Below are 15,941 nucleotides of genomic sequence, written 5' to 3'. Positions count from 1 at the left end.
CTCAGCTCGCTTTTGCTTTCAGGCTGTTGTCGTTGACTGGAATGTTTCGCCAGCTCTTGTAGAGCGGATGGGCATTTTTCATATGCTCGAAGACCTTCACCATCACAAACAGTGAGGCGAGCTTTGCGAGGTAGGCGAGGATGCCACCCGTAAGCATAAGTGGAAGATTGTTGGTGGTTGCTGCCCAGATCGCTGTGCCTACTGCGATTAGCCCGATGACAAGAAGAGCGAGTGCTTTTTGATGATAAGGGGCTGGAACTGGAACAAACATCCGGTTCAGCCACATTCTCTCACCCAACATCGCTTTTTGCAGCCAAGTTTTTGCGCCAATTGCTTTTTTGCCAAAGGGTGGAATGACCCAAACCCATGCAACAGCTGCAAGTGAAAGGGCTAAAGCCCAGAACCAGCCGAGTGCTGGTTGATACCACAGAGGTGCAAGCAAGGCAGGAAGCACAAGGATTCTTGCCAAGAGGTTTTTAGGCTTGTTCATGCGCGTGAGGGCCGCGCTTTGTGTGTTCAGGTGCCGAACATGTCGAGGATCCCAGCCGCCGATCTTCCGCGGTTGCATTTGTGATAGCTTAGGATCTCCTGCCACGTTGTCCTCCATTTATTTCGTGAGAACAAGCGTGGCGTCGAGCAGACTCACTGCGTGTTCTCTTTATATGCGCACCTTAACATAACTGCCTGGTGCGTTTTCCAAAATTTTTGTGCGGCGTGCGCCCGGTTTGCGTGCTTTTACCTGATTATCATCCTGAGATGTAATCCATTTTTGCCAGTGTGGCCACCATGACCCAGGGGTTTCAGATGCATCTTGCATCCAGTTTTCCAAAGCACCCTCCGGCTTACTTCCTGTCCAGTACTGGTATTTCTCTTTGGAGGGCGGGTTGACGACGCCAGCGATGTGGCCAGAGCCACTCAAAACGTACTCCACGGGACCGCCAAAACACCCGCAGCCTTTGAATACGGATTTTGCAGGTGCAATGTGGTCTTCTTTTGTTGCCAGATTATAGATCGGGATCTGGACATCGCTCAAGTCGAGGTTTTGCCCGGCCAGTTCCATTTCGCCTTTCGCAAGTGCGTTTTTCTGGTAGCAGTTGCGCAGGTAGTATGAGTGGTTGGCAGCAGGCATGCGCGTGCTGTCCGCGTTCCAATAGAGCAGGTCAAACGGGAATGGATCTTTACCGCGCAGGTAATTGTTGACGACATAAGGCCAAATCAAGTCATTGGAGCGCAGCATGTTAAAGGCCGTCGCCATTTTGGAGCCGTCCAGATATCCTTTCTCGCCCATGCGATGTTCAAGAATTTCGATCTGCTCTTCGTCCACAAACACCTTCAGGTCGCCTGCATAGGTGAAATCCACCTGAGTGGTCAGGAAGGTTGCGGATGAAATGCGATCTTGCTCTCCGATTTTGGTAAGGTAGGCGAGGGTAGCAGCCAACAAAGTGCCGCCGACGCAGTAACCAATGGCGTTGACGGTCGTCTGCTGTGTGGTCTTGCGAATGCGCTCCAGAGAGTTGAGAATGCCGTCGCGCATATAATGCTCAAAGCTTTTTTGAGCCTGCGTCTCATCCGGATTGATCCACGAGACTACAAAGACAGTATGGCCTTGATCGACTGCCCATCTGATGAAGGACTTTTCCTTGTTAAGATCAAGAATGTAGTACTTGTTGATCCAAGGCGGAACAATAAGGAGCGGACGTTTGAGAACTGTTTCTGTCGTTGGTGTGTATTGAATCAGCTGGCAAACATCGTTCTGTTCTACGATCTTGCCGGGTGTGACAGCAACGTTCACGCCAACTTCAAACTTGTCCGGGTCAGTCTGACGGATGCGTAGGTCTCCGTGACCGGCCTTGATATCTTCGGCGAGCAACTTCATGCCCTTCACCAGATTGCCGGCGTTGGACGACATGGTCTCGCGCAGCAGCTCCGGGTTGGTGAGGATGAAGTTGGACGGCGACATGGCATTGGAGATTTGCTTTATGTAAAAGCCCGCCTTATGGCGCGTGTGGTCATCCAGTTCATCGGCGCCTTCGGCAAGTTCTTCAGCCCAGTTGCTCGTCTGCAAGTACATCTGCTTGATGAAGTCGAAGAAGTTGTTGTCGTCCCACTGACTGTCTTTAAAGCGCTTGTCAGTGTTGGTGGGGACGACGATTGGTTCTCTTTCCTTTCCAGCCATGCGCTGGAGCGTGGAGTTCCAGATGTTCATATATCCAGACCAGAGCTTGGTTTGAGCTTCTATGGCGCGGGAAGGGTCTTTCATCCAATAATTGCCGACCTCAGCGAGTGTCTTTACCACCGCGTTGAGTTCTTCGGTGCCGCCGGATGCTGCTTCGCCTTTTTCGCGAGGCTCCAGATAGGCTGCCAGAGCCTTGCCGCCATTTTCGGCGATCTCGGAGAGGTTCTTGGCAAACTCCTCAGGATTATTGAGGATGTACTGCAACATTGGATTGGTGTCTTCACCGGTCATTTGCCTGCTCAGTCCTCGTATCTGGTGTCTGATTAATACGCGCCAGACCCAATAGTATTTGGTGTGCGTGATCGTGCTCAAAAATATGCCACATACACTCATGCGTAATGGGGCGGTGTCTTAGCCTACAAAAACGGCATAATGAGTATATCCCTAAGAATTTTGACAGGCACGTGAAAATCCATGCTGATTGTCTTAGTCCTTAGGTGGATTCTTAGTAGGTATTTAGCAAGTAAAGTGCTCTTGCGGAACTGTGAGAAGTTTTGGGTTATTCTTAAGTTTTATGGATGAGTTCAGCTCTTGAGGAAAACTCGGAATACTCCGAATTCTAATAGTATTTCTTCTTAATATTTATCGGTTATGGTTTGAGTATATCGTGTTCTGTGTTCAGTAAATGACAGTTGCCCTAGAGTAAGAAACTATGTGTTGTTAACAGGGTAATATATGTGGACTACGGATGACGCAACTGCTAAGTGCATTTTTAATAAAGTTATGTGCGCTGCTTTTGTGTCGTCATCAGATAAAACGCGAGGTTCCAGATGTTGCTTAAGTTTCAACGAGTTTGCTGTGCAGTTGTGCTGGCAGGTTTTGTTGGCGGTTGTGCATTTGGCGAATCTTTGACGGTTTACGAGGCCATCGAAAAAGGCAACGGCGCAAAGCAGACTGGTGTGGCTGAACTGCCGCCAGAAGTTTCCAGCGATTTGCTTTCCCCAGAACAGCGTGCGGCTTCTGAAGCCAATCTGCTTGCGATCTCCTCTGAGAGTAAGCGCAGGGCAGGTCTCGGTGGGAGCTTTGAGTCCAGTGCCGAACAGCTGAAAACGATTGCTGGTGAGCAGGCTGGGCAATCTCAGGATGTGCAGGCGCAATAATCTTTCGTCGCATTTTTCATGTGGCGAATACACCTTTAGTTGTGCATTTTGTGTGAAAGCCGTCTAATTTCTCAAGTTGAAATTGTAGATCCCGTTGTTAGCCGCAGAATACTGCGGCTTTTTCTTTGGATTTAAAGTTTCACATCTTCTTTGAAAACTTTAAAAAAATGTCGGTTTTATCCCTCATGAATGATGCGAAAAATGTTCGCACCTGCTAAAAGGCCGTGGAAACTTGGCTGAAATGACTCGGGACCAAGTTTGAACAGAAATCAAAATATAGCTTGAAACGCTAAACTGAAGAAAGTGAGGCTCGCGTCATGGACGACTTTCACAAGACACGCCGGCTCCCGCCATATGTCTTTGAACAGGTCAATCGTCTGAAAGCCAAAGCGCGAGCGGCAGGCGCCGATATTATCGACATGGGTATGGGCAACCCTGATTTGCCTACTCCGCAACATATTGTTGATAAACTGGTGGAGACTGTTCAGAACCCGCGCACACATCGCTATTCCGCATCCAAAGGGATCCCGGGATTGCGTAAGGCACAGGCTGGCTATTATGAGCGTCGCTTTGGTGTAAAGCTAAACCCAGATACGCAAGTTGTTGCGACACTGGGGTCCAAGGAAGGATTTGCCAACATGGCTCAGGCGATTACCGCGCCGGGCGATGTGGTGCTTGTCCCTAATCCATCCTATCCAATTCATGCATTTGGCTTCCTGATGGCAGGTGGTTCGCTGCGGTCTATCCCGGCAACTCCGGGTCCTGAGCTGTTTGAGGCTCTGGAGCGGGCTGTGGTCCATTCCATTCCGAAGCCAATTGCAATTATTCTGTGCTTCCCAGCGAACCCGACAGCAAGTGTTGCTGATCTGGATTTCTATCGCGATGTGGTTGCCTTTGCGCGTAAGCACGAAATCTATGTGCTTTCTGATCTGGCGTACTCTGAAATCTACTTTGGTGATGTTCCTCCTCCGAGCATCCTGCAGGTAGAGGGGGCAATGGATATTGCTGTTGAGTTTACCTCTTTGTCCAAAACCTTCTCCATGCCGGGGTGGCGTATGGGCTTTGCAGTTGGTAATGAACGTCTGATTGCGGCTCTTGCTCGCGTGAAGTCCTATCTGGATTATGGTGCGTTCACTCCAATTCAGGTGGCAGCTGCGTCTGCGCTGAACGGATCAGATGACTGCATTCGTGAAACTCGCGAGATCTATAAGAAGCGCCGTGATGTGCTGATCGACTCATTTGGACGCGCTGGTTGGGATATTCCTGCTCCAGAAGCATCCATGTTTGCCTGGGCTCCAATTCCAGACCAGTTCAAACATCTAGGCTCTTTGGAGTTCTCCAAGCTGCTTATTGAAAAGGCAGATGTGGCGGTTGCTCCGGGAATCGGCTTTGGTGAACACGGTGAAGGTTTTGTGCGTATCGGTCTGGTTGAAAACGAACAGCGTATCAGGCAGGCCGCACGTGGCATTCGGAAGTTTTTTGAAGACGCGGGCAGCAATTCTGAGGAATTGAGCAAATCGGGCGCTTAGGCGCCCGCCCACCTACAGATACTGGGTATTTATGACTGATATTTTGAAAGTTGGCGTTGCTGGTCTAGGAACCGTCGGTGCTTCGTTGGTGCGTATCCTCGAGGCCAAGGCGAATGTTCTTGCTAATCGATGTGGCCGACCTATCAAAGTAGTGGCTGTGAGTGCTCGCAGCCGCTCTAAAGATCGTGGTGTTAATCTGGATGGATTGACCTGGTTTGAAGATCCCGTTGAACTTGCCAAGTTCGACGGGATTGATGTTTTTGTGGAGCTGATTGGTGGTGAAGACGGTCCGGCTGAGGTGAGTGTTCGCACTGCGCTAGAAACCGGCAAGCACGTTGTCACAGCTAATAAGGCGCTCTTGGCGAAGCACGCGGTTGCGTTCTCTCACCTTGCAGAAGCCAAAGGTGTGAGCCTCAACTATGAGGCCGCCGCCGCTGGTGGTATTCCAATCATCAAGACCATGCGTGAGAGCCTTGCGGGCAATGATGTGTCCCGCGTTTACGGCATCATGAACGGCACTTGTAACTATATCCTCACGCGGATGGAGCAGGAAGGCCTGTCATTTGCTGAGTGTCTTGCTGATGCGCAGCGTCTTGGTTATGCGGAGGCTGATCCGACCTTTGACATTGAAGGTTTTGATACCGCGCACAAGCTTGCTCTACTCACCAGCCTTGCGTTTGGCTGTGAAGTGAATGCTGATGCGATCTATGTGGAAGGGATCACTTCCATTACGACGGCTGATATTCGCGCTGCGGATGAGCTGGGTTACCGGATCAAACTGCTGGGTGTTGCTCAGCGTACTGATACAGGGATCGAGCAGCGTGTGCACCCGACTATGGTGCCGAAATCCTCTGCAATCGCTCGCATTGATGGTGTTCTGAATGCCGTTGCTGTTGATGGTGATGCGGTTGGTGAAGTGGTGCTGGTTGGTCCGGGTGCTGGCGGTGATGCAACAGCATCCTCTGTGATCTCCGATCTTGTCGATATTGCACGTGATGTTTCTCTGCCGGTGTTTAGTCAGTCTGCGACAACACTTGCAGATTATGTTCCAGCGCGTATGCGAGCGCATGAAGGTGGTTATTACATTCGTCTGGCTGTGTTGGACGTAGCCGGTACTTTTGCCACAATTGCGCGCTGTATGGCGGACAAAGGGATCTCACTTGAGTCTATTGTCCAACGTGGACCGCATTCCAGAAATGATAAGGATGGTGTAAGCGATCCTGCAGCACCGCGAAGTGTTATCCTTATCACGCATGAGACCACTGAACTGGCTGTACGCGAAGCTCTGGATGCGATTGCTGCTGAAAAAGTAACTTCTGGTAAGCCTCAGATGTTACGAATTGAGAACCTGAAATAATACTTCCTCACGTTTAACGTGAAAACAGGACACCCGAGAGGTTTAAATGGCGGATAGTCATCAGGACGCAACTGACGTTCTTGACCGTATTCTGACACTGGAACTTGCACGCGTTACGGAACGTGCTGCTGTATCTGCAGCACGTCTTCGTGGGCGGGGCGATGAAAAGGCAGCTGACCAGGCTGCTGTGGACGCAATGCGCCGCGAACTGAACCAGCTGCCAATCGACGGTACTGTCGTGATTGGTGAAGGGGAACGTGATGAAGCGCCAATGCTCTACATTGGCGAAAAGGTTGGCACCAAAGACGGGCCAAAGGTTGATATCGCACTTGATCCGCTGGAAGGTACCACGATCTGTGCGAAGAACATGCCAAACTCCATTGCTGTTATCGCGCTGGCACCAGAAGGCGGCTTGCTGAACGCACCTGACAGCTACATGGATAAGATCGCGATTGGTCCGGGGTATCCTGAGGGTACCATCGATCTGGATCGCCCAATTCAGGAAAACCTTGCAGCTGTTGCGAAAGCAAAGGGCTGTGAAGTGAAAGACGTAACCGTCTGTGTGCTGGACCGTCCACGTCACGCTAAGTTGATTGACGACATCCGTGCTACCGGTGCTTCCATCTTCCTGATTGGTGATGGTGATGTCGCTGGCATCATTTACACCACTGACCCTGAAGAGACCGGTATCGATCTTTATGTTGGTATTGGTGGTGCACCTGAGGGCGTTTTGGCTGCTGCAGCTCTGCGCTGTATTGGTGGTCAGATGCAGGGCCGTCTGGTGATCACTCGCGAAGAGCAGGTTGAACGCGCAGGCCGCATGGGTATTGACGATATCAATCGCAAATACACCATGGAAGAAATGGCTGGCGGAGACGTTCTGTTTGCAGCAACCGGTGTGACAACTGGTAACTTCCTGAAGGGTGTGAAGCTGGGCCGTGATAACATCACCACCCACACTGTTGTGATGCGCTCCACGACCGGTACTGTTCGTTTCATTGAAGCGAAGCATACCCAGTTGGAAAAATTCCATCTCGATTGATTTAGCGCTTCCTTCAAGCTAGATAAATAGAGTGGGCGGGTGTGTTGAACACTCGCCCCTTTTGCTTTTATACGAGAATCCGGGCAGTTTCTTTCTATGGTTATGACGTTGGATGCATCCAGTGCCGAGCGGCGTGTCGTTCTTGGTGTCAAAAAGTCTTTGAGCGCACGTATGTGGCGTGAACGGCTTGATGATCAGGGGCTCTCACAAGCACTGGCCATTGCTCAAAGAACCGATCTGCCTGAAGTGGTTGGCCGTGTGCTTGCCGGGCGCAATGTGGCGTTGGAAGAGGCTTCCGGTTTCTTAAATCCTTCCCTTAAAGATCTGATGCCGGATCCTTCCAAACTGGTGGATATGGATAAGGCCTGTGCACGCGTTGCAGATGCGCTGCAGGCGGGCGTTAAGATTGCGATCTTTGGTGACTACGATGTTGACGGGGCGACGTCCTCTGCTTTGCTCAAGCGCTACCTGATGCAGCTTGGAGCGGAGCCGGATGTCTATATCCCGGACCGCATCATTGATGGTTATGGGCCAAATCCAACGGCAATCAATCAGCTTCATGCAGGTGGGGCACGGCTGCTAGTCACAGTTGACTGTGGTTCCACGTCGTTTGAAGCCTTTGAAGAAGCCAAGCGGATCGGACTGGAAGTGGTGGTTCTGGATCACCATCAGGTGGATGAGAGCTTTCCGGAAGTTCATGCTCTGGTGAATGCCAACCGGCAGGATGATCTGTCGGGGCAGGGCCACCTGGCAGCTGTGGGTGTTACCTTCCTGTTCCTTGTTGGTTTGAACCGGGAGTTGCGGCGGCGTGGTGCTTTTGCGCAGCGCGCTGAGCCCCGGCTTATGGACCTTCTCGATCTTGTTGCGCTTGGGACTGTTTGTGATGTTGTGCCGCTGAAGGGACTGAACCGTGCTTATGTGGTGCAGGGCCTTAAAGTGATGGCACGGCGTGAGAACATTGGCCTTTCCTGTCTTGCTGATATTTCCCGATTGAGTGGAAAGCCGACCCCGTACCATCTGGGCTACATGCTTGGGCCGCGCATCAATGCGGGCGGGCGAATTGGCGATTCAGCTCTTGGCATGAAACTGCTTTCCTCTGATGATCGGGCGGAGGGGGAGCGCATTGCAGCGACGCTGGAACGGCTCAACCAGGAACGTCAGGCCATGGAAGCTGTGATGTTGGAAGAAGGCGAGGGGCAAGCATTTCAGAAAATGGAGGTCACTGTTCCTCCTGCTGTGCTTTTGACAGGAGCGGACGGCTGGCATCCGGGGGTTGTTGGGCTGATTGCTTCGCGGCTGAAAGAGCGTTACCGCCGGCCTGCTTTTGCTATGGCGTTTAATGAAAAGGGTTTGGGCACTGGCTCAGGCCGTTCAATCACTGGTGTTGATCTGGGCTCTGCGGTTCGTGTAGCTGTTGAGGCGGGTTTGCTTGTCAAAGGCGGTGGGCACGCAATGGCGGCGGGGCTGACCATTGAAAAGGAAAAAGTACCTGAGTTTGAGGCCTTCCTGAGTGAGCAGCTGAGTGAGGATGTGGAGCAAGCCTCTGCTGACCATGAACTCACCATTGATGGTGTGCTGACGCCTGCCGGTGCAAACCTGAGCCTGCTGGATATACTGGAACAGGCAGGACCTTATGGTGCTTCGCATGCAGAACCTGTCTTTGCCTTGCCATCTGTGCCGATCAAATTTTCCAAGGTGGTTGGGCAAGGCCATGTGAGTGTGACGCTTGGCGGCAATGAGGGAACGAACCTGAAGGCGATTGCTTTTAAAGCGGAAGACCAGCCTCACGGGAAGGCGCTCTTACAAGCTCGCGGCAAGCCCCTGCATATTGCTGGTAGTTTGAGTGTTGATACCTGGCAAGGGCAAGCGAAACCATCCTTGCGCATTATTGATGTTGCAGACCCAACCAGAGGGCAATACGGAGCATAAGTCCGGGCTCATTGGATTGTGTCAGCTTGCGTGAGATGTTTAGTCTTCTCCATCTAAGGAGGCCTGAACTTGAATATTATCAGGGACAGAGCACAGCATATTTCGGAAATGAACGAGGTTATCCTCTCAGCGAAAGGCCATTGGGGTTATTCGCAGGAGATGATGGATGTCTGGCTGCCTGATCTGATCGTTGATGAGGTTGTTTTGGCAAGCAGGCATTTTGGGGTTTTGGAAACTGAGGGCCGGATTGCTGGTGTCTTCTCAATTTCCGTTGATGCAGAGCAGCGCTGTGAGCTTGAAGATTTTTGGGTTTTGCCGGAACTGATGGGCAAGGGAGCCGGGCGGATTATGTTTGGTTTCATACAGAACTGGTTGCAAATTCAGTAGTTGTCTGAGTTGGTGATCGTCTCTGATCCTCACGCCAAAGGGTTTTATGAGCGTATGGGAGCAGAGGAAGTTGGGTATCAACCTTCGCTTCCTGAAGGGCGAAAACTGCCTGTCATGCGATATGTTTTAGAACCAAGACCACCCAGGACAGTGTGATGGACTTTCGCAGGTATCAATCAGCTGATTACGATGCATGCCTTGAGATCTTTAAGGGAAACGTTCCCAGGTATTTCATGGAGACTGAGCTGGAAGAATACAGCCAGGATCTGGAAATGCTTGATGATCCGTACTTTGTCGTTGAGCGAGATGGAGTGATTGTTGCTGCTGGCGGGTATTGTCTGAACGCTAAAGGGGTTGGGCTGACTTGGGGAATGGTGCGCCGTGAACTACACAGTCAGGGAATTGGCAGGAGGCTCGTGCAATTCCGGCTTGCGCGTATTGCCGAAAACTATCCGGATCAGGCGGTTTACATAGATACCTCGCAGCATACACGTCCCTTCTATGAGAGAATGGGGTTTGTCGCTGAGTCCGTTGAAACGGATGGCTATGGGCCTGGATTGCATAAGGTGCTGATGAAGCGGCCTGCTGTTTCAGCTTAATTGCTTGCAGAAAATATCTACTCCATTCACATCGTCTTCAATGCACAGCCAGCCCAAACCTTCATAAAACCCGCGTAGGCTGAGCTTTGCGAAGAGATAGAGGTGCGGTGTGCCCTCGTTCGAGGCGAGTGTCTCCAGCTCCTTCGTCAGCCGGGAGCCGATACCTTTTCCCTGATGCTCGGGAGCGACCCATAGGGACGCCAGCCATGGCGCGTATTGCGGGCGTTTGCTCATATCTGAGCGCACCAGCATGACCATACCAAGGAACCCGGTCTGGTCGTGGGCGATCAATGTTGTTGGAATGGTTTCCTCGCTGAGGCTCGTGCGCAGTTCCACATAAACATCTTCAATCGGATGACCTTCTTCTTCCCACCACTCCAGCCACATGCCTTTTGCACCTGGCTCAAGGAAGTGAGGAACATCAATGAGGTTCGAGATGCTCAGAGTTTTGTGCATTGATTTCTCCAACTGAGCTCCAAATATTTCTCATTAAAACAACAACATAAAGCACTTACTAAGCTTCAGAGTAATCGAATGCAAACGTTATGCATTTCTTGGAGATCTCCAGAGACGATACGCATGCAAAAAGCTAAAAAGAGCTTAGCATGCCATCATTATTTTCAAAAATGCAGCGCGTTGTGCTGACTGGATTGTGTTCGACTACCCTCTTGATATCACCAATTGCTGGTGCATCTGCTTGCACGAGCTTTGTTGTTACGGCCAAAGATGACGGACGTGTCTATGGGAGGACCATGGAGTTTGGCTTTGAAACTGAGTCCACTGTTTCTCTGATCCCACGCAATTATGGGCTCACGAGTTCTGGAGAGCTTAATGGGGATAAACAATGGGAAGGGGCAAAGTGGAAAAGCAAGTATGCTGTGATCGGTATGAATGCAATGAAGTATGAGACCGCGATTGTTGATGGTGTAAATGAAGCTGGTCTTGCAGCTGGTGCTCTCTACTTCCCTGGTTTTGCAGAGTACTCTGATGTGAAGGCGAGTGGCGCAGATGATGAAGTTGCACCGATTGATTTTCTCGTTTGGGTCCTATCGCAGTTTGAGACAGTTGAAGAGGTGAAAGAAGCCGTTAAGTCGATCAAGCTGGTCGATGTTGATTTTGCTCCGCTTGGCGAAGTGCCTCCGCTGCATTTCACTATTCATGATCGTTCCGGAAAATCCATTGTGATCGAGCCCGTCGATGATGGCTTGAAGATCTACGATAATGAGCTTGGTGTGATGACCAACTCGCCACAGTTTGATTGGCACTTAACCAATCTGCGCAATTACGTGAACCTGACGCCTATAAACTCGGCTGGAAAGAAGTTTCCAGAAGGTGAGCTGCAACCACTGGGGCAAGGATCAGGTATGCTGGGCGTGCCGGGAGATGTAACGCCGCCATCGCGTTTTGTGCGCGTGACGGCGTTTGTGACCACAGCTGAGGAACATGAAACTGCAAAAGAGAACCTCAATGTCGCTGGGCATATTCTGAACAACTTCGACATTCCGAAAGGCTTTGCCCAACCGGAAGCGCCGGATGCGGCCCAGTCTGCGAGCTCTCAGCAAGATGACAACCCAGACTACACGCAATGGTCTGTTATGGCAGACCTGAATGGCGCTGTTTATTATGTGCGGAAGCTCAATGCGATGAACTTCAACTCTGTGAGCTTTAAAAACTTTGACCCGGACGGGTCTGCGCTAACAATCTTGAAGCCGCTGGTGGCTGACCCGTTTAGCAATCTAGCGGATGCTGCGAAATAAGTGATGCAGGCTGTAAAGAGCCAATCTTTGCAGCCTTCTCTCTGGTTGAGGAGGGAACTTATTGCTTGTCGCAGGACCAGGTGTTGAGGGACTGCAGCGGAGTGCATGTTCTTATCAGCTATCAATCATGGTGGTGCGTTGCTGAGGGTTTTGTAATTTTTGCTGGCTATCCTATATGCAGTTGATGCGTGTCTGTGTTTCACGCAGTATGTTATTTGGAATAGGGATTTAAGGAGCAGCCATGCCGGATAGTGCAAGTGAAGCGGTGCCTGTTGACCAGCCACGGATCAGACTTGGTCAGGGCCTTGGTCTTGGATTGGCGCTTGGCGGGTTTTGCGGTGTCATTGCCATTTTGACTTCGGCGGCCAGTTCGCACGCGGTCGATAACCAGTATCTGGGTATTATCTCTCAAATCACGATGATGCATGCCGCCGCTTTTGTCGGGCTGGGCGTTGCGCACGGGATTACGGGCTCCAAAGGCATTGCATTTGCCATGCTCTTGCTGTTTGCCGGTGTTGGTTTGTTCTGTGGTGATCTGGCTCAACGATTGTTCGTTGGTGAGAAGCTCTTTGACTTTGCTGCCCCGACGGGTGGCATGCTGATGATCCTGGGCTGGCTGTTTGTATTCTTAAGTGGTCTCAACCGGATGATGAGAGGCTAGCCTTCTTCCTTTGAGTTCTCATGATAAAGGGCGAACTGCATGGTCCGCCCTTTTTGCTATCTGTCTTGGGTGTCTGATGTTTAGTTGACCAGCCCGCGACCTTTGAGAAGCGGCTCAATGGATGGAAGTTTACCGCGGAAATCCATATATGCTTTTGCCGGATCCTGAGATCCGCCTGCTGCGTAGATGAACTTTTCCAGTTTGGCTGCTGTGTCAGCGTCAAATGCATCGCCCGTTTCTTCAAAAGCTTCAAATGCGTCAGCATCCATCACTTCTGACCAGAGATAGCTGTAGTAACCTGCAGAATATCCGTCTCCTGCAAAGGCGTGCAAGAGGTGCGGAATGCGGTGACGCATGATGATCTCTTTCGGCATACCGATACCGTTGAGGATCTTCTTTTCCATCTGAGCCGGATCGAGATCGTCGAGCTTATCTTCTTTATGGATCGCCATATCGACCAGAGCAGTTGCGAGATACTCAACCGTTGCAAAGCCTTGGTTGAAGTTGGCGGCTGCTAGCAGACGCTCCAGAAGCTCTTCGGGAATGACTTCGCTGCTCTGGTAGTGGCGGGCATACTTTTTCAAGATTTCCGGCTGATCCAGCCAATGTTCAAAGAGCTGGGATGGTAGCTCCACAAAGTCCCGTGCCACGCTGGTGCCGGAAACAAGTGGGTGTGTCACGTTGGACATGAGGCCATGGAGGCCGTGACCAAATTCGTGGAACAGGGTGCGGGCATCATCAAAGGTCAGCAGGGTTGGCTCACCCTCTGGTGCTTTTGAGAAATTCATCACGTTGACGATGATAGGGCGGACATCACCCTTCAGCTTCTGTTGTGAGCGGAAGGCGCTCATCCATGCACCGGAACGCTTTGAAGCGCGGGCGAAGTAGTCGCCGATGAAGATACCGAGATGGTCGCCGTTTTTGTCAAAGACTTCAAAAACACGCACATCCGGATGGTAGACGTCTTGTCCCTTCAGTTCTTTGAAGGAGAGGCCAAACAAACGGGTTGCGGTGTAAAAGGCCGCTTCGATCATCTGATCCAGCTGGAAATACGGCTTGATCTCAGCTTCATCCAGATCATGCTTGGCGCTGCGGACCTTCTCTGAATAGTAACGCCAGTCCCACGGGGCGATCTCAATGTTGTCGCCCTCAGATTGCGCCATATCCTGGAGGTCAGCGGCTTCTTCCAGTGCACGTGCCTTGGCTGGTCCCCAGACATTAGAGAGCAGATCATCCACTGCGCCTGTTTTTTTTGCCATGACATCATCCAGCTTGAATGCTGCAAAGTTTTCGAAGCCGAGGAGTTTGGCTTTCTCATTGCGCAGCTGCACAGTCTCGCGGACGATTACTGAGTTGTTGGTTTCTCCCGGATTGTCACCACGGCTTGCCCAGGCATTGAAGGCTTCTTCACGCAGGTCGCGACGTTTGGAGAACTGCAGGAACGGTTCAATGGAGGAGCGGGAGAGGGTAATGGCGTATTTGCCCGGTTCACCACGTTCCTCAGCTGCTGCACTTGCGGCTTTTACAAGGAACTCCGGCAAGCCTTCCAGATCGCTTTCGTTTTCCAAAACGAGTTTGTAGGAGGCCTCATCAGCCAGAACGTTCTGCGCAAAGCTGGTGCCCAGAGTTGCAAGACGCTCGTTGATTTCCGCGATACGGGTTTTGCCATTGGCGTCCAGACCAGCACCAGCGCGATGGAAGATGGCGTAGTAACGCTCCAACACACGGTCCTGTTCAGATGTCAGGTCCAGCGTGTCCTTCTTCGCCATCAGCGTTTCAATGCGTTTGAAGAGAGCAGGGTTCAGGTACTTTTTAGTGCTGTACGCCGCCAGTTTTGGTGAAACATTGCGCTCGACTTGCTGCAAGGTCTCGTTGGTATCTGCCGAGGAAAGGTTGAAGAACACGCTTGCAACCTGCTCAAGAGCATCTTCGGCCAGTTCCAATGCTGCAATGGTGTTTTTAAAGGTTGGTTCTTCAGGATTTTGAGCAATGCGAGTGATGTTGTTTTCGCCTGCCTTAAAGGCCTCTTCAAATGCACCCTCGAAGTCTTCCGGCTTGATCTGTGCAAACGGTGGAAGTCCGAACGGGGTTTTCCAATCTTGCAGAAGAACCTTTGCGGTCTCGCTCATATTAAGTCTCCGATGAAATTAAAAATTCAGACTGAGCTCAGGTCTGCTTAAAGGGAGAGCCAGACTGCTTTCAATCAATTGATGGACGCGTATTCCCTCAAGGAGGCAATGCCTCATCATGGGAATGCGCGCTGGAGATGTGAATATGGGTGCTATTTGCAACTGCGTAAAGGAAGCGGAGTGAAAATTCCCCTAATCAATTCTCGACGCAAGGGAAGTTACTGGACCGGGAAGGGCAGTGAGACTGTGGTGAAACCTGTTGCTGTCACTGGCTTTTGAGGGGCAGCGAGAGTCATGACCCAGAAATTCCGGTAGGTGCCGTCTGCTCGGTTGGTGCGGGCGATACCCATATGGGTGACGTTTTTGTTGAGCAGGTTTTTGTTGTGATCGGGAGAGGTTTTCCAACCCGTCATTGCAGCCGAAATGTTCGCGTAGCCTGCGCCCAGATTTTCTGCGCCTGCAAAGGATTTATATCCTTCAGTCTGGGTGCGACTGATGAGGCTGGAGGACGAATGACGTCTGGTTTTGAGCGAATCCAGGCGGGCGATGTGATCGGCCATATCCTGCGAGACTTCGCTGAGGTGCGGGTCCAGCTTGATTGGCAGCAGGGAATGCGTCGCACGCCACGCATTGGTCTGGCGCAATGCTTCATTCTTGTTGATTGCGATCTGAGACAGCTCAACATTCTTTGATGTCTCTATGCCCAAGCCAGCGCAGCCAGCAAGTGTTCCTGCCAGCAGCAAGGCAGCAGTTGCCCTTAATTCCAAACGCACGTGTGTAATCCCGAAATGCCCGATTAGTTCATTTCATCTTAGGCATGAAATTTGGCCGAAACTGTACTGCTCGCGAGTAATCCACGTAATTCCCAAGCTGTTTCTTTATTTTGATTGTCCTTAAAAGGAGCGGCTTTGGCTCTTCGATTGCTGGTCGTGCGGAGCAGCGAGCAGTCATGTGAATACCCGTATAGAGCGATATAGAGTTGATTGCTTAATTATAACATAATGAATTTTATACTTTAAAAGTAATTATTGTCAATAAAGTTGACAAAAATACATTTCCCTCATACTTCTGTCCTTCGGATTTTCAGGTGATCTCAAAGAAGAGTGAAGACAAGCCATGAGTTTTAGAAACCTCACAGAGTGTCAAAAGCTGAAGACACAATTGGAAGGGGCAACTCAGGTGCTCTTCAGCTTTCCAGGCGACGGTGCTGCTTAT

The 15,941-nt window shown here is 51.1% G+C and carries 14 protein-coding genes; 9 read left to right on the top strand and 5 right to left on the bottom strand.

The genetic code is table 11. The features are described 5' to 3' along the window. Window position 1: 1 nt before the first annotated feature. Entirely contained in the window at window positions 2-595 is a 594-nt protein-coding gene (locus PsAD13_RS18495) for a DUF6653 family protein (protein WP_208981016.1), read from the bottom strand. A gap of 63 nt (window positions 596-658) precedes the next feature. Beyond that, window positions 659-2,467, bottom strand: a complete 1,809-nt coding sequence (gene phaC, locus PsAD13_RS18490; protein WP_063319093.1) for a class I poly(R)-hydroxyalkanoic acid synthase — start codon at window positions 2,465-2,467, stop codon at window positions 659-661. Between the two features lie 539 nt (window positions 2,468-3,006). Here phaC and PsAD13_RS18485 point away from each other — a divergent pair. The 7 genes from PsAD13_RS18485 to PsAD13_RS18455 all read left to right on the top strand — a co-directional run bounded on the left by PsAD13_RS18485 (window position 3,007) and on the right by PsAD13_RS18455 (window position 10,179). Beyond that, complete coding sequence (locus tag PsAD13_RS18485) at window positions 3,007-3,336, top strand: hypothetical protein (protein ID WP_208986779.1); 330 nt, start codon at window positions 3,007-3,009, stop codon at window positions 3,334-3,336. A gap of 317 nt (window positions 3,337-3,653) precedes the next feature. After that, the gene (locus tag PsAD13_RS18480) at window positions 3,654-4,865 is read left to right on the top strand and encodes an LL-diaminopimelate aminotransferase (protein WP_057464398.1); all 1,212 of its coding nucleotides are present in this window, start codon (window positions 3,654-3,656) and stop codon (window positions 4,863-4,865) included. Between the two features lie 31 nt (window positions 4,866-4,896). Continuing rightward, entirely contained in the window at window positions 4,897-6,222 is a 1,326-nt protein-coding gene (locus PsAD13_RS18475) for a homoserine dehydrogenase (protein ID WP_063289179.1), read from the top strand. Between the two features lie 46 nt (window positions 6,223-6,268). Next, window positions 6,269-7,264 carry a class II fructose-bisphosphatase gene (gene glpX, locus PsAD13_RS18470; RefSeq protein WP_063289178.1) on the top strand — a complete coding sequence of 332 codons (996 nt, stop codon included), beginning with the start codon at window positions 6,269-6,271 and terminating at the stop codon, window positions 7,262-7,264. Between the two features lie 96 nt (window positions 7,265-7,360). Then, entirely contained in the window at window positions 7,361-9,193 is a 1,833-nt protein-coding gene (gene recJ / locus PsAD13_RS18465; protein WP_063319092.1) for a single-stranded-DNA-specific exonuclease RecJ, read from the top strand. Between the two features lie 69 nt (window positions 9,194-9,262). Then, window positions 9,263-9,580, top strand: a complete 318-nt coding sequence (locus PsAD13_RS18460) for a GNAT family N-acetyltransferase (protein ID WP_208986777.1) — start codon at window positions 9,263-9,265, stop codon at window positions 9,578-9,580. Window positions 9,581-9,735: 155 nt separating this feature from the next. Further along, the gene (locus PsAD13_RS18455; RefSeq protein WP_063319091.1) at window positions 9,736-10,179 is read left to right on the top strand and encodes a GNAT family N-acetyltransferase; all 444 of its coding nucleotides are present in this window, start codon (window positions 9,736-9,738) and stop codon (window positions 10,177-10,179) included. Here the strand turns inward: PsAD13_RS18455 and PsAD13_RS18450 are convergent. Then, window positions 10,171-10,635 carry a GNAT family N-acetyltransferase gene (locus PsAD13_RS18450; RefSeq protein WP_063319090.1) on the bottom strand — a complete coding sequence of 155 codons (465 nt, stop codon included), beginning with the start codon at window positions 10,633-10,635 and terminating at the stop codon, window positions 10,171-10,173. The two genes, PsAD13_RS18455 and PsAD13_RS18450, sit on opposite strands and share 9 nt — an antisense overlap. 149 nt (window positions 10,636-10,784) lie before the next feature. Between PsAD13_RS18450 and PsAD13_RS18445 the strand changes: the two genes are divergently transcribed. Continuing rightward, entirely contained in the window at window positions 10,785-11,936 is a 1,152-nt protein-coding gene (locus PsAD13_RS18445; protein ID WP_084404772.1) for a choloylglycine hydrolase family protein, read from the top strand. A gap of 241 nt (window positions 11,937-12,177) precedes the next feature. Next, a complete protein-coding gene (locus PsAD13_RS18440; RefSeq protein ID WP_057464405.1) occupies window positions 12,178-12,597 on the top strand; it encodes a DUF423 domain-containing protein in 420 nt (139 codons plus the stop codon). 80 nt (window positions 12,598-12,677) lie between these two features. On the opposite strand, the gene PsAD13_RS18435 is transcribed toward PsAD13_RS18440, so the two are convergent. Further along, window positions 12,678-14,726, bottom strand: coding sequence for a M3 family metallopeptidase (locus tag PsAD13_RS18435; RefSeq protein ID WP_063319088.1), 2,049 nt, complete (start codon window positions 14,724-14,726; stop codon window positions 12,678-12,680). 218 nt (window positions 14,727-14,944) lie between these two features. Then, window positions 14,945-15,499: a CAP domain-containing protein gene (locus PsAD13_RS18430; protein ID WP_208986775.1), complete on the bottom strand. Its 555-nt coding sequence runs from the start codon at window positions 15,497-15,499 to the stop codon at window positions 14,945-14,947. Window positions 15,500-15,941: the final 442 nt, after the last annotated feature.

This window comes from Pseudovibrio sp. Ad13 (assembly GCF_001623225.1).
Lineage (GTDB): Bacteria > Pseudomonadota > Alphaproteobacteria > Rhizobiales > Stappiaceae > Pseudovibrio.
The sequence above is the reverse complement of the archived record's forward strand: the minus strand, read 5'-3'. Positions and strand labels throughout refer to the sequence as shown.

Bases quoted from the DNA above. Each gene is read 5' to 3' on its own strand.
- phaC (WP_063319093.1), bottom strand. From the start codon at position 2,467: ATGACCGGTGAAGACACCAATCCAATGTTGCAGTACATCCTCAATAAT.
- PsAD13_RS18485 (WP_208986779.1), top strand. From the start codon at position 3,007: ATGTTGCTTAAGTTTCAACGAGTTTGCTGTGCAGTTGTGCTGGCAGGT.
- PsAD13_RS18480 (WP_057464398.1), top strand. From the start codon at position 3,654: ATGGACGACTTTCACAAGACACGCCGGCTCCCGCCATATGTCTTTGAA.
- PsAD13_RS18475 (WP_063289179.1), top strand. From the start codon at position 4,897: ATGACTGATATTTTGAAAGTTGGCGTTGCTGGTCTAGGAACCGTCGGT.
- glpX (WP_063289178.1), top strand. From the start codon at position 6,269: ATGGCGGATAGTCATCAGGACGCAACTGACGTTCTTGACCGTATTCTG.
- recJ (WP_063319092.1), top strand. From the start codon at position 7,361: ATGGTTATGACGTTGGATGCATCCAGTGCCGAGCGGCGTGTCGTTCTT.
- PsAD13_RS18455 (WP_063319091.1), top strand. From the start codon at position 9,736: ATGGACTTTCGCAGGTATCAATCAGCTGATTACGATGCATGCCTTGAG.
- PsAD13_RS18450 (WP_063319090.1), bottom strand. From the start codon at position 10,635: ATGCACAAAACTCTGAGCATCTCGAACCTCATTGATGTTCCTCACTTC.
- PsAD13_RS18445 (WP_084404772.1), top strand. From the start codon at position 10,785: ATGCCATCATTATTTTCAAAAATGCAGCGCGTTGTGCTGACTGGATTG.
- PsAD13_RS18440 (WP_057464405.1), top strand. From the start codon at position 12,178: ATGCCGGATAGTGCAAGTGAAGCGGTGCCTGTTGACCAGCCACGGATC.
- PsAD13_RS18435 (WP_063319088.1), bottom strand. From the start codon at position 14,726: ATGAGCGAGACCGCAAAGGTTCTTCTGCAAGATTGGAAAACCCCGTTC.